Source organism: Rhizobium sp. RSm-3 (assembly GCF_001854685.1).
GTDB classification, from domain to species: Bacteria; Pseudomonadota; Alphaproteobacteria; order Rhizobiales; family Rhizobiaceae; genus Rhizobium; species Rhizobium ecuadorense.
The window spans coordinates 289926-303123 of the sequence record NZ_MAWZ01000046.1 but is presented as its reverse complement, the minus strand read 5'-3'; the positions used below and the strand labels follow the sequence as shown (position 1 = coordinate 303123).

The 13198-nt window shown below is 62.1% G+C and carries 14 protein-coding genes; 7 read left to right on the top strand and 7 right to left on the bottom strand.

Annotated features, from left to right (window positions below):
* Nucleotides 1–166 precede the first annotated feature (166 nt).
* Nucleotides 167–1354: a Gfo/Idh/MocA family protein gene (locus BBJ66_RS26695; RefSeq protein ID WP_071091083.1), complete on the top strand. Its 1188-nt coding sequence runs from the start codon at nt 167–169 to the stop codon at nt 1352–1354.
* 75 nt (nt 1355–1429) lie between these two features.
* Here BBJ66_RS26695 and BBJ66_RS26690 read toward each other — a convergent pair whose 3' ends face one another.
* Nucleotides 1430–1834 (bottom strand): DoxX family protein, encoded by a 405-nt coding sequence (locus BBJ66_RS26690; protein ID WP_049734773.1) that lies wholly within the window; start codon nt 1832–1834, stop codon nt 1430–1432.
* A 264-nt stretch (nt 1835–2098) separates the two neighbouring features.
* On the opposite strand from BBJ66_RS26690, the gene BBJ66_RS26685 reads away from it, so the two are divergent.
* Together BBJ66_RS26685 and BBJ66_RS26680 are read left to right on the top strand one after the other, a co-directional pair.
* Nucleotides 2099–3472, top strand: a complete 1374-nt coding sequence (locus tag BBJ66_RS26685) for a GH1 family beta-glucosidase (RefSeq protein ID WP_071091081.1) — start codon at nt 2099–2101, stop codon at nt 3470–3472.
* A 114-nt stretch (nt 3473–3586) separates the two neighbouring features.
* Entirely contained in the window at nt 3587–5791 is a 2205-nt protein-coding gene (locus BBJ66_RS26680) for a bifunctional diguanylate cyclase/phosphodiesterase (RefSeq protein WP_049734771.1), read from the top strand.
* A 48-nt stretch (nt 5792–5839) separates the two neighbouring features.
* Here the strand turns inward: BBJ66_RS26680 and trhO are convergent, their stop codons facing one another.
* The 4 genes from trhO to BBJ66_RS26660 form a co-directional block, all read right to left on the bottom strand.
* Nucleotides 5840–6769, bottom strand: coding sequence for an oxygen-dependent tRNA uridine(34) hydroxylase TrhO (trhO, locus tag BBJ66_RS26675; RefSeq protein WP_071091246.1), 930 nt, complete (start codon nt 6767–6769; stop codon nt 5840–5842).
* A 70-nt stretch (nt 6770–6839) separates the two neighbouring features.
* Nucleotides 6840–7316, bottom strand: a complete 477-nt coding sequence (locus BBJ66_RS26670) for a VOC family protein (RefSeq protein WP_071091078.1) — start codon at nt 7314–7316, stop codon at nt 6840–6842.
* Nucleotides 7317–7444: 128 nt separating this feature from the next.
* Nucleotides 7445–8353: a CHAD domain-containing protein gene (locus BBJ66_RS26665; RefSeq protein ID WP_071091075.1), complete on the bottom strand. Its 909-nt coding sequence runs from the start codon at nt 8351–8353 to the stop codon at nt 7445–7447.
* Complete coding sequence (locus BBJ66_RS26660) at nt 8331–8819, bottom strand: CYTH domain-containing protein (protein WP_049734768.1); 489 nt, start codon at nt 8817–8819, stop codon at nt 8331–8333. Before BBJ66_RS26660 ends, BBJ66_RS26665 begins: the two co-directional genes overlap by 23 nt.
* Before the next feature lie 166 nt (nt 8820–8985).
* On the opposite strand from BBJ66_RS26660, the gene BBJ66_RS26655 reads away from it, so the two are divergent.
* The 4 genes from BBJ66_RS26655 to BBJ66_RS26640 all read left to right on the top strand — a co-directional run bounded on the left by BBJ66_RS26655 (nt 8986) and on the right by BBJ66_RS26640 (nt 11420).
* A complete protein-coding gene (locus tag BBJ66_RS26655; RefSeq protein ID WP_071091072.1) occupies nt 8986–9624 on the top strand; it encodes a 2-dehydro-3-deoxy-phosphogluconate aldolase in 639 nt (212 codons plus the stop codon).
* 113 nt (nt 9625–9737) lie between these two features.
* Nucleotides 9738–10457 carry a tellurite resistance TerB family protein gene (locus BBJ66_RS26650; RefSeq protein WP_049734766.1) on the top strand — a complete coding sequence of 240 codons (720 nt, stop codon included), beginning with the start codon at nt 9738–9740 and terminating at the stop codon, nt 10455–10457.
* Between the two features lie 64 nt (nt 10458–10521).
* On the top strand, nt 10522–11217 hold the full coding sequence (locus tag BBJ66_RS26645) for a GNAT family N-acetyltransferase (RefSeq protein ID WP_071091069.1): 696 nt from the start codon (nt 10522–10524) through the stop codon (nt 11215–11217).
* A complete protein-coding gene (locus BBJ66_RS26640) occupies nt 11214–11420 on the top strand; it encodes a hypothetical protein (protein ID WP_071091066.1) in 207 nt (68 codons plus the stop codon). Before BBJ66_RS26645 ends, BBJ66_RS26640 begins: the two co-directional genes overlap by 4 nt.
* 1 nt (nt 11421) lies before the next feature.
* On the opposite strand, the gene BBJ66_RS26635 is transcribed toward BBJ66_RS26640, so the two are convergent.
* Both BBJ66_RS26635 and BBJ66_RS26630 read right to left on the bottom strand, forming a co-directional pair.
* Nucleotides 11422–12498: a nickel/cobalt transporter gene (locus BBJ66_RS26635; RefSeq protein ID WP_071091063.1), complete on the bottom strand. Its 1077-nt coding sequence runs from the start codon at nt 12496–12498 to the stop codon at nt 11422–11424.
* Nucleotides 12492–13133 (bottom strand): DUF1007 family protein, encoded by a 642-nt coding sequence (locus BBJ66_RS26630; protein WP_049734762.1) that lies wholly within the window; start codon nt 13131–13133, stop codon nt 12492–12494. The genes BBJ66_RS26635 and BBJ66_RS26630 overlap by 7 nt, the downstream gene beginning before the upstream one ends.
* Nucleotides 13134–13198 lie beyond the last annotated feature (65 nt).

Below are 13198 nucleotides of genomic sequence, written 5' to 3'. Positions count from 1 at the left end.
ACCCTAACCCTCTCCCCGTAAACGGGGAGAGGGGACTTGCCCGACCAAACGTTGAGAGCGGAAAAGACGCTGCGGCATATCCCCTTCGCCCCGCTTGCGGGGAGAAGGTGGCGGCAGCCGGATGAGGGGCGCGCATCCGCACCAGGCTAAATTTCAGGAGGAATCAATGGCAATAGAAGCATCAACGGAACAGACCCGCGAACCGCGCATCCGGCTCGGCATGGTGGGCGGCGGCGCCGGCGCGTTCATCGGGGCGGTGCACCGGATCGCGGCGCGCATCGACGATCAGTACGATCTCATCGCCGGCGCGCTGTCGTCGACGCCTGAGAAGGCCGTTCAGTCCGGCCGCGACCTCGGCCTCGATCCATCGCGGACCTATTCCAGCTACCGCGAAATGGCGATCCGCGAGGCGAAGCTGAAGAACGGCATCGAGGCGGTGGCGATCGTCACGCCGAACCATGTGCATTACGACGCGGCCAAAGAATTCCTGAAGCGCGGCATCCATGTCATCTGCGACAAGCCGCTGACATCCAACCTTGCCGATGCGAAAAAGCTGAAGAAAATTGCCGACGAAAGCGGCGCGCTCTTCGTGCTGACGCATAATTACACCGGTTATCCGATGGTCCGCCATGCGCGCGAGATGATCGCCAACGGCGAACTCGGCGATATAAGAGTTGTCCAGGCCGAATATCCGCAGGACTGGCTGACCGAGGCGGTCGAGCAGACCGGCCAGAAACAGGCCGCCTGGCGCACCGATCCGGCGCAATCCGGCGTCGGCGGCTCCACAGGCGATATCGGCACCCATGCCTATAATCTCGCCGCCTTCATATCGGGCCTGGAACTCGACAGCCTGGCGGCCGATCTCGACAGCTTCGTCCCCGGCCGGCGGCTGGATGACAATGCCCATGTCATGCTGCGCTTCAAGGCGAAGGGTTCGGAGAAGCCGGCTAAGGGCATGCTCTGGTGCAGCCAGGTGGCGCCCGGTCATGAAAACGGCCTGATGGTGCGCGTCTATGGCAGCAAGGGCGGGCTGGAATGGACCCAGAAGGACCCCAACTATCTGTGGTACACGCCGTTCGGCGAGCCGAAGCGGCTGATCACCCGGGGCGGCGCCGGTTCGGGCGCGGCTGCCGGCCGTGTCACCCGCGTGCCGTCAGGACATCCGGAGGGTTATCTCGAGGCCTTTGCGACGATTTACACGGAAGCTGCACATGCGATCAATGCCCGCAAGAAGGGCAAGGCCATCGACAAGGCGGTGGTCTACCCCACCGTCGATGACGGCGTGAAGGGTGTGGCCTTCGTCGAGGCTTGCGTCGCGTCGTCGAAAAAGAACGGCGCCTGGGTCAAGGTCTGACTTTACCGATCCGCGTCGCCCAATGAAAAACGCCGAGGCGGCTCAAAGCCGCCTCGGCGTTTTCACGTATGCTGATCAGGCCGCAGCAGTGCGGCCACGCTTCAGCAGATTATCGACGCTGAGCGGTCCCGCACCCGCCGCCACCAGATACAGAAACACGAAGCAGAACAGGATCGCCGCGACGCCGCCATTCTGCGCGGGGTAGATGCCCTTCGAGGCATGCCCGATGAAATAGGCGAAAGCCATCAGGCCGGAGAGCACGAAGGCTGCGATCCGGGTCTGGAACCCGACCAGAACCAGGAAACCGAGGGTGAGTTCGATAAGTCCGGCGATCCAGGAAAGCGAGCCCATAGGCGGCACGCTGGCGGCGGCCGGGAAATGCAGGATCTTCTGTGTTCCGTAGCTGAACAGCACAAGTGACGAGACGATGCGCAGCAGGCTCAGCAGATGCGGCTGCAGCAGATGGATCGAAGACAGCATCGGATTCCTTTCATGTTTGCGATATCCTGGCTGTGTCCGCGATCACAGGCGCGACGGCAAGTCACGACTGCTGACATTCGCGTTATGAGGGCAGTCAGAGCGAAAAGCGCCACGGGCCGGGGTGAGGCAGTGCTGCAGTCAGTGCCGATCAATGCTCCGACTGTAACGTTACAGTTTTTCTCCTTCCGGGCCTGTACTTTGCTTTCCGGCTTGGCTAAATCCGAGCGTAAACGGTCCATTCACACGCTGAGACGGGATTTACAGATGATCGATGCGAAGACGCTTGCAGGCCGCCTTCCCGGCGATTTCACCTTCGGCGTCGCCACCGCCGCCTTCCAGATCGAAGGCGCCGGCAAGGCAGACGGGCGCAAGCCCTCCATCTGGGATGCCTTCTGCAATATGCCCGGCCGCGTCTATAATCGCGACAATGGCGACGTCGCCTGCGATCACTACAACCGGCTGGAGCAGGATCTCGATCTCATCAAGGATATGGGTGTCGAAGCCTACCGCTTCTCCATCGCCTGGCCGCGCATCATCCCCGACGGCACGGGTCCGGTGAACGAGGCCGGCCTCGATTTCTACGACCGGCTGGTCGACGGCTGCAAGGCGCGCGGGATCAAGACCTTCGCGACACTCTATCATTGGGACCTGCCGCTGCTGCTTGCCGGCGACGGCGGCTGGACGGCGCGCTCGACCGCCTACGCCTATCAGCGTTATGCCAAGACGGTGATGAACCGTCTCGGCGATCGTCTCGACGCTGTCGCCACCTTCAACGAGCCGTGGTGCATCGTCTGGCTCAGCCATCTCTACGGCATCCACGCCCCGGGCGAGCGCAATATGCAGGCCGCCCTTCACGCCATGCATTATATGAACCTTGCCCACGGTCTCGGCGTCGAGGCGATCCGCTCGGAAGCCCCCAACGTGCCTGTCGGGCTGGTGCTCAACGCCGCCTCGATCATCCCCGGTTCCGGCAGCCCGGCCGATCTTTCTGCCGCCGAACGTGCGCATCAGTTCCACAACGGCGCCTTCTTCGATCCCGTCTTCAAAGGCGAATATCCGAAGGAATTCGTCGACGCATTCGGTGACCGCATGCCTGTCATCGAAGACGGCGACATGAAGCTCATCAGCCAGAAGCTCGACTGGTGGGGTCTGAATTACTACACGCCCGAGCGGGTTACCGACGATGCCGAGCGTAAGGGCGATTTCCCCTGGACGGTGAAAGCGCCGCCGGCAAGCGACGTCAAGACCGACATCGGCTGGGAAATCTATGCGCCGGGATTGAAGCTCCTGGTCGAGGGCCTTTACCGCCGCTACGAACTGCCGGAATGCTATATCACCGAGAACGGCGCCTGCGACAACACCGGTATCGTCGATGGCGAGGTCGATGATACGATGCGTCTCGACTATCTCGGCGACCATCTCGATGTCGTGGCCGGCCTCATCAAGGACGGCTATCCGATGCGCGGCTATTTCGCCTGGAGCCTAATGGACAATTTCGAATGGGCGGAAGGCTACCGCATGCGCTTCGGTCTCGTCCATGTCGACTATCAGACCCAGCTGCGCACGGTGAAGAAGAGCGGCAAGTGGTATCGCGACGTCGCTGCACAATTCCCGAAGGGCAATCACAAGGCGGGTTAGCTGGGGCTCCCTGAATTTTCCACAAAGAAATAGGCCTTCGCAAATCTTCAACAGGTGGTTGCTTAAACGTTTTTGAACCCTTGACTGGCAAAGTCGGTCGGTCAGGGAGTTGTAATGCAGACAGTCGGAAAGTCGCAGAGCAAGGGATTGGGAATAGGCCGCCACATCGCCGTGACCGGCGTGCTTTTTTCCTTTGCCGTTATCGTCGCAGTCGCTACCATCATGGTGCTGACAGCGCTCGAACGCGTGGCCGAAAATTCCAATCTCCTCGATGACGAGCGCTCGCGCGAAACGACGATCGGGGCGTTGAAGACTTTCGAGGACCAACTCGGCGCGACGCTCGACGATTACGCCGCCTGGGACGATGCCGCTGCCAACGTCTATGCGCCCGATGGCATGGCCTGGACGGTGAGCAATTACGGCGAGATGTCGGTCAACAGCGCGCTTTTCGACATGGCGATCGTCATCGATGACGAGAAGAAGCCGATCATGGCCTATCGCGACGGCAAGCCGATGGAGGAACCGCTCGCGGATTTCTTCGCGCCGTCGATCTGGACGCTGTTCGAGACGGCGAAGGCGGCAGGCCCGGCCGCTTCGCCCCAAGCGGTCGGTTTCGTCACCACCAAACGCGGTGTTGCCGCTGTCGGTGTCGCCCTGGTGCGGAAAAAATCCGGCGCGCTGGATATGCCCGCCGGGAAGCATCGTTATCTCGTTTTTGCCCGCCATCTCGACAATGACCGGGTGGCCGCGCTTGGCCAGACCTATGTCATCGGCGGGCTGCGGCTGGCGCCGGCAAGCTTCGAGGCCGATTACTTCGTGCCGATCGTCGATCCGGCGGGGACAACGCTCAAAAAACTCGTCTGGACCTCGCGTTCACCCGGTGATGTCGGCTACGCACAGGTGCGGCCGATGGTCATTCAGGCGCTCGGCCTGGTCGGGCTGTTCTTCGTGGTGCTGCTGGTCATCGGCTGGCTTGCCGGCCGCCGGTTGAAGGCCGAGGAAAACAGCGCCCGCGAGGAGGCGCTGCGTGACCGGCTGAGCGGACTTTCCAATCGCGACGGTCTCGGGCTTGCCGTCGACCGCTTCGTCGTCGAGGCGCGCCAGACCAAGCGCAACGTGCTGCTCCTCTATCTCGACCTCGACGGCTTCAAGGAAGTCAATGACAGTTATGGCCACGGCACTGGCGACCAGTTGATCCGCGCGGTCGCGGCCGGGCTCGACGTGCTCATTCCGCAGGGCGCGGTCCTCGCCCGCATCGGCGGCGACGAATTTGCGATCGCCTTTCTCTCGGATGGCGAGAATGCCGCGGCCTTGCAACTTTCCGAGCAGATCCTCGATTTTCTCGTCGAGCCGCTGGAGATCGGCCGTCGTGTCGTCGTCGTCGGGGCCAGCATCGGCATCGCCATGTCGCCTGCCGGCACGATAGGACGCGAGGAACTGGTGCGCCGCTCCGACCTTGCCATGTACAAGGCGAAGGAAGCCGGCCGCGCGCGCATGACACTCTACGATCCGTCGATGGATGCCGATCGGGAGCAGCGCAATGCGCTGGAACTCGATCTCAGGATGGCCATCGAAAGCGGAGACCTGACGCTCGCCTATCAGCCGCTGATCGATGCGGCCTCCTATGCGCCGACCGGCGTCGAGGCGCTGGTCCGCTGGAACCGTCCAGGTCACGGGCCTGTTTCACCCGAGGTGTTCATCCCGATCGCCGAGACCAGCGGCCTCATCGAATCGCTCGGCCTGTTTGTGCTGCGCAAGGCCTGCGAGACAGCCAAGCAATGGCCGGAACTCAACGTCTCGGTCAACGTCTCGCCCGGCCAGTTCCGCAATCCCGCCTTCGCCGATTATGTGCGCTACGTGCTGAAGCAGACGGAGATCGAGGCCGGCCGCATCACGCTCGAGATCACCGAAGGTTATATGATCCAGAATCCGCAGCGCACCCGCCAGTCGATCGAACGGCTGAAGGCGCTGGGGGTCAAGGTGGCGCTCGACGATTTCGGCTCCGGCTTCTCCTCGATCGGTTATCTCAGGCAGTTCGGCTTCGACCGGATCAAGATCGACCGTTCGCTGGTCATGGGGGTGAACGAGGACAAGCGCCAGCGCGAGATGCTGCAGGCGACCGTAGCGCTCGCCCGCTCACTCGACATTCCGGTGACGGCCGAGGGCATCGAGACCGAAGAGCAGGCAATTGCCATGCGCCTCTTCGGCTGCGATTGCCTGCAGGGTTATCTGTTCGGAAAACCGATGACGGCCGATCGGATCACCGAGATGCTGCATGCCGCCGAGCCGGCAGGCCACCGACGCCTCGGCGCAGCCTGACGGGCGCGGAATTCTGTAAAATGAGGTTGATCCGGAAAGGATTCCGACTCAACTGCCGATATGGCGCTGGCCGCGTTTCCGGGCGAGGGCGATCTGGTGCTGCCGCTGACGGTAGCGCAGCCGATCCTCTTCCGTGCGCGTGTGGTAACAATGGCTGCAAGAAACGCCTTCCTCGTAGAGCGGCGAGGTGATTTCCTCTGAGGTGATCGGGTTGCGGCAGGCATGGCACAGCCTGTGTTCGCCTTCCTTCAGCCCGTGCTCGACGGAGACGCGCTCGTCGAAAACGAAGCAGGCGCCGTCCCAGAGACTTTCCTGCTGCGGCACTTCCTCGAGATATTTCAGGATGCCGCCCTTCAGATGATAGACCTCGTCGAAGCCTTCGGCCTTCATGAAAGCCGTGGCCTTCTCGCAGCGTATGCCGCCGGTGCAGTACATGGCAATTTTCGGCTTGTTGTGCAGGCCGGAATTCTGGCGCACCCAATCGGGAAATTCGCGGAAGGTCTTCGTCTTCGGGTCGAGCGCTCCGCGAAAGGTGCCGATTGCCGTCTCGTAATCGTTGCGGGTGTCGATGACGATCGTATCGGGATCGGAGATCAGCGCGTTCCAGTCCTGAGGCGTCACATAGGTGCCGACCACCTTGTTGGGGTCGATATCCTCGACGCCCATGGTGACGATTTCCTTTTTCAGCTTCACCTTCATGCGCAGGAAGGGCATTTTCGAGGCGCGGCTTTCCTTATGCTCCAGCCCCGCAAATTCCGGCTGGGCGCGCAGGAAGGAGAGTACGGCACCAATGCCGGCGTCCGGGCCGGCGATCGTGCCGTTGATGCCCTCATGCGCCAGAAGCAGCGTTCCCTTGACGCCGTTCTCCTCGCAAAGCGCCTGCAGCGGGCTTTGCAGGCTGGCAAAGCGCGGCACGGAAACGAAATGGTAGAGTGCGGCCACGAGGAACGGGCTGGTGTGTGTCAGGCTGTCGGTCATGGGGCCGGAAATACAGAAAATCGGCGGCTCGCGCAATTGCCTTCGCCGATGGCGGCCTTGGCTTGAGCGATTACGCTTTCGCCTGCCATTCGGAAAACGGTCGCACGCCAAAGCTTCGGTCGGGAGTGTCGTCGAGGATGCTGATGAATTCGATCGAGTGTCCGTCGGGATCCTTAAAGTAGATAGACAACGCCGGCATCCAGCCGAGAACTACCGGCTCCGTTGCCGGCTCACCAGTAAAGCCGAGAGGCTCGACCCCTTTTGCCTTGAGGAGGGCGGGCGCCTGCAGCACGCCGTCGGCGGTCATGCGGAAGGCGATGTGCAGCCGCATCTTCAGGGGCCCAGTTCCGGTTTCCCAAAGGCCGAGCATGCCGGTCTTCCTGTCATCCACCCAGAGGAAAGCGACTTTGCGCTCCTCGAACAAGGCCGCCGGTTCGAGCCCGACGACATCGCGGTAGAAGTCCGTGGAGGTCTGGCGATCGGCAACGGTCAGATGGGTCTCGTAGAGTCCGAGCAGCTTTGGCATCGCGGTATTTTCGGCGGTCATTTCTTCCTCGCGGGTCAGGTCTCTGCTTTTCGACCGTCGGAGGCTAGGACCTCAAGGTTGGTTGAGGTCAATAGGTTTCCTGCGATATTTCAGAGGTGCTGGCGCAATTGAAATTATAACGCCGCCTCTCAACTGCCGGCCGTCAGCCAGAGAAGCTCGATGCGCTGCGCTTCCTCGTCGGGATCATCGGCAAAGACGGCTTCGGCTTTGACAAGCGCTTGGCGCCGGTCTTCCTGCTGGCGAAAGATGATGGCGTCGAGCAGGTGGGCGAGGTCGTCGTTGCGGGTGAAGAGCTGCGGCTCGGCCTCGACCAGTTCGGAAAGCACGGCAAGATCGTGAATGTGGCCGAGATCCTCGACGAGTTCTTTGGTGGCATCTCGCTTGGCCTTCATCGCGCCCGGCCAGATATCGCGCAAAAGGGTGTGATAAAGCCGATAATCATAGGTGCGTTTGCGCAGATTGTGGAAATCGTCGGCCGATGCCTCGCCATGGCAGGCTGCAAGCGCTGCCTGCGCCTTCCGGGCGGTGCGGCGCCAGCTCTTTGCCAGCTTGCGGGCATTCTTGCGGTGGCCACCGTTAAATGAGGCCGCATCCAGGGCGGTGATCGCCGCCTTCAGAACGTCCGAGGTTTCCGCCAGCCGCTGTTCAAGGCCGCTTTCGGCTTTCGCCATCCAGTCACGGCGGCCTTCAAGAATGGCGACGATACGGCCGAGCGCCTCGCTCTCCTCCGGGTCGCGGGCCGACTGCTGCAGATATTGCGCGGTGCCGATCAGGGCGTTGGCGTCGCGGATCGCCGAAAGCGAACGTGCGACATCGCGCAGCCTGGCATTTTCGCGATCTTGGAAATCCGGCGCCTCGCGAGCCACCAGCCGGTAGAGCGAGCGTAATCGTTTCAGATTCTTGCGGAAGGAATGGATCGCCTCATGCGCGCCGTCCGGCTGTTCTTCGATCAGTGCGATCGCACCGTCCAGCTGTTCCCTCGCGGCGCTGCGGAACTCGCTGGTGAAATCGGCCTTAGGCCGAATGCGATAGGCCATGCCTGTCGTGCCCGTATTCGGTGGCAAGGGCCTGGTTGGAATAGCGGAAATCGCCGGTTACTTCGCGGCCGAGCCAGGCGGGCAGGGCCGGATCGTCGGTTTCCGCCGTCATTTCCACCTCGGCAATCACCAGCCCGCGATGCTCGCCTGTGAAAACGTCGACCTCCCAGACGAAACCTTCATGCGGAACGCGGTAGCGCGTCTTCTCGATGACGATGCCGATCGCGTTCTGCAACAGTTCCTCGGCATCGGCGACAGGGATGTCGTATTCGAATTCGTCACGGGTGATGGCGCTGCGGCCGATCTTGATCGTCAGTCTCGCCTTCCTGCCGTCGAGGGTGCGCACCCGGACGGAACGATCGTCCATCGAGGCGATGTAGCCCTGCTTCAGAACAGACTTCGTCTCGACGGCGGAACGCCATCCATCGCTGCGTACGAGAAATTTCCGCTCGATCTCTTTCGCCATTCCGGTGAACCTTTTGTGACGATCGGGGCACGGTAGCCCAATTTCCAGGGATTTCCTACCCATCTTGTCATGTGAATTGGTTTTACCTCGACAAGGTTCCGCCGGGGCGGTATTCGGGACCAATTCAATCGTTTCAAGCCATCGTTTCAAGGAGGTCGCGCGACCAATGGGTGAGAAAACAGAGAAGCTCCTTTCCATCCTGAAACTCCAGCCGGTCGTTCCGGTCCTGATCGTCGACGATGCCAAGTCGGCCGTGCTGCTCGCCCGCGCGCTTGTGGCGGGCGGCCTGAAGGCGATCGAGATCACGATGCGCACGCCGGCGGCACTCGATGCCGTGCGCGCCGTCGCCGCCGAGGTCGAGGGCGCCGAAGTCGGCGCCGGCACGATCCTGAATGCCGCCCATTGGGAAGCCGCCGTCGAAGCCGGTTCGAAGTTCATCGTCAGCCCGGGCACGACGCAGGAATTGCTCGATGCCGCCGCCGATTCCGATGTGCCGCTGCTTCCCGGCGCTGCGACCGCCAGCGAAGTCATGGCTTTGCGCGAGGAAGGCTACCAGGTGCTGAAGTTCTTCCCGGCAGAGCAGGCCGGTGGCGCCGCTCTTCTCAAGGCGCTCTCCTCACCGCTTGCCGGTACGCTGTTCTGCCCGACGGGCGGCATTTCGCTGAAGAACGCCAGAGATTATCTGTCGCTGCCGAACGTCATCTGCGTCGGCGGCTCCTGGGTGGCGCCGAAGGAACTGGTCGCAGCCGGCGACTGGGCGGGGATTACCCGGCTTGCGGCAGAAGCGGCGGCGCTGAAGGCCTGAGTTTCGGCAGGGAGAGGGGTGAGCCTCACGGCACAATTCCCTCTCCTCTGTTTGTATTCCAACCGTCGCAAACCTATCTACTCCTCCAGATTTAAACAGGGAGATGACAAGGAATGTTCGACGCGAAGAAGCTTCTCGACCAGTTCTTGGGTTCGCAGGTGCCGGGTCTCGGCGGGTCTGTCCGTGACAGGGCGGGCGAGGCCATGCAGACGGCAAAGAACAATCCGATGAAGACCGGTGCGATCGCAGCCGCGCTTCTCGGCACCAAGACCGGCCGGAGTATTGCCGGCAATGCCCTGGCGATCGGCGGTCTGGCCGCCATCGCAGGCCTCGGCTACCAGGCCTACAAGAATTACCAGGCGGGGCAAGCGCCTGCAGCTCCCTCAGATGCGCCCTCGGCAAACAATCCGGTTCTCCTGCCGCCGCCGGTCGAATCCGGTTTTGGGCCGGCGTCGCCTGCCGGCAGCAATGAATTCGTGCTGGTGCTGATCCGCGCGATGATCGCCGCCGCCAAGGCCGACGGCCATATCGATGATGCCGAACGCGCGCTGATCATGGACAAGGTCAAGGCCGCCGATGTCAGCGGCGAGGCTGCGGCCTTCATCGAGCGCGAACTCGCTTCGCCGACGGATATCGATGCGCTCGTCGCTGCGGCGGTGACGGAAGAACAGCGCGTCGAACTCTATACCGCTTCGCGGCTTACCATCGAGCCGGATTCGCGCGCAGAGCGCGGCTATCTCGATCTGCTCGCCGGCAGACTCGGCCTTGCCGACCAGCTGGTCGACCATATCGAGGCGACGGTGTCCTCAGCCAAAGTTACCTTGTCACAGTAACATCTCGGCCGGTTGCCTTTGTCGGGCGGCTGGCCTATCCACTCCTCAGAAAAGAGGTGTGACCATGCGCGATCTTGCAAATTTCAAGGGCTGCCCGGCGCCGAAACCGGTGACGCTGAAGGGCCGTTTCGTCACCGTCGAACCCTATCGGCGCGCCGAACATCTCGAAGCGCTGTGGGACGGGCTCGGCGGCATGGCCATCAACCCACTGCTGCTCTATTTCGCGCAGGACGATTTTTCCGGGATCGAGGATTTCGCCAACTGGCTTGAGGCCGTCTACACCAAGTCCGGCTGGCTCACCCATATCTTCCGCGACAACACCACCGGCAAGATTGTCGGCATGGCGAACTATATGCGTGCTGATCCGGCAAACGGCGTCGTCGAGATCGGCGGGGTGGCGCATGGCGCCGACATGAAGCGATCGCCGCTGTCAACCGAAGTGCATTATCTGATGGCCAAGCATGTGTTCGAGGAGCTCGGCTACCGCCGCTACGAATGGAAATGCGACAATAAGAACGAGGCGAGCAAGACGACGGCCGCACGGTACGGCTTCAGCTTCGAGGGCGTCTTTCGCCAGCACATGATTTCCAAACACCGTAACCGCGACACCGCCTGGTTCTCGATGATCGATAGTGAATGGCCTCTGCTCAACGATGCCTTCGAGGCCTGGCTTTCGCCGGAAAATTTCGACGCCGCCGGCAACCAGATCCGCCGTCTGCAGGATATTCGCGCCGATCTCGAGAAGGAAAGGCTTGCATGAGCCCCGAGAGCCGCTCGCAGGCAACCGCCGCCGCCATCATCCTCCTCGGCGCCGGCCTCGTCCTTTATTTCCTGCCGACTATCGTCCTGTGGATCGGCAATTTCTCGCCGACGCTGGCGATCTTCGTCGGCGTCTGCCTGATCATGGCATTTTTCGCGGTCTTCTGGCTGCGGGCGCGTTATCAGCGCGGTAGAGAAAAATAGCCTACCCCTGCAGCGACGCCCCGAGCAGCAGCGCGCCCATCAGGATGACGAGCACGGCGCCGAGGATTTCGATGGCGTTGCCGATCCAGACCGAGGCGGCCGAACCGCGTCCGGAGAGGCGGACGGCGGCACTCTTGGCGGTGACGGCAAGGGTGGCGAGCAGGGAAACGGTGATCGCCGTGCCGAGCGACATGGCGGCGACCGACAGCACGCCGCCGAGATAGAGCCCGTTCAGCAGCGAGAAGGTCATGACCAGAAGCGCGCCGGAGCAGGGGCGAAGGCCGACCGCAACGATCGCCGACCAGGCCTCGCGGGCGCTGAACCTGTCGCCGGCGAGCAAGGCGGGATCGGGCACGTGGGCGTTGCCGCAGGTCTCGCAGGCCATGCCGGGAACGAAGGTATGGCCGGCTTCGACGGGCTGCGCCTTGCCGTTGAAGGCATAGGCCTGGCGTTCGGCGGCATTGTCCTTCCAGTCGAGCATCATGCTGACCGGACCGGCTGGCGTCGCCATCAGCCGGCGGCGCGGCATGTTGCCCACCATCGAGCGCAGTTTGCGCAACAGCAGCCATCCGCCGAAGAGAATGACCATGACGAAGCTTGCGATCTCCATCGCGTGGGTCGCCGCCGTCAGCGTGATGCCTGTGCCGCGCAGCACCAGCCAGGCGCCGCCGACCAGCGCCACCGCCACAACGCCCTGGATGAAAGCCGAAATGAAGGAAATCACCACGCCGCGCTTCAGCTCGATCTCGTTGGCGATCATGTAGGAGGAGATGACCGCCTTGCCGTGGCCGGGGCCGGCGGCATGGAAGACGCCGTAGGCGAAGGAGAGGCCGATCAGCGAGGCCAGCTGCCACGGATCCTCGCGCATCGCCTTCAAGGCATCGGTCAGCGCCCGGTAAAAGGCCTGCTGCTCATAGTTCACATAGAGCAAAAGCGGCGCGAGCGGCCCACCGGTCGGCTGGAAGCTCGGCTCCGCCGTGCCGATGCCGAGCGGCGATTGCGCATGGGCGAGGCTTGCCGCCGCCAGAAGCGCCAAGACCGAAGCGGCAAGGATGAACGGCAGGCGTTTCGTCAGCATGTGACCTCCAGCCGAGTGGCGAAGAGTTTGGACATGTTGGTGCCGGTGGGGTCATTGAAGAAGGCGTCGGTCAACGACTGCTTGTTCTGCGAGATCACCTGGTCGGCATCCGGCCGCACCACCTGATGCTTGCAGGCCTTGAAGCCGTCGCCGACGATTGCCAGTTCGTTGTCGGTGGGAAAGTCGATCGAGGTATAGAGCGTCGGGTCGTAGACGCCGAAGCTGAGCCTGCCTTTCAGCGGCATCTTCTCCACCGGCTTGACCGCGAAGAACATCAGCAGCTGGCCGTCCTTGTAATCGACATGGATGATGTCGGGCTTCTGAACCGTGATGTTCTTCCCGTTGATCGTCAGGTTCATGTAGTAATCATATTCGGCAAGCGACTGCTTCACCGTTTTTCCGACCTCCGCGAGCTCGTTCGGCTCCAGCTTCAGATCGGTGTTCTTGTCGAAATCCATGACGACCGAGGAGGAGAAAACCTCGTCGAAACGCCAGACATTGCGCAATTCTTCGACGTTGCCATCCTTGTCGGCCACGACCTCGAGGCGAGCCTCCACGAAAATATGCGGATGGGCAAGAGCGGCGGTCGGCGCCAACGAAACAAGCGCGGCCATCAGTATCGTCGAATATCTCATCTATTCCGCTGCCTGTTCGTGATCCTGACTTCTTGCCAGAAATTGGGACGGAATTGGGACCGGAT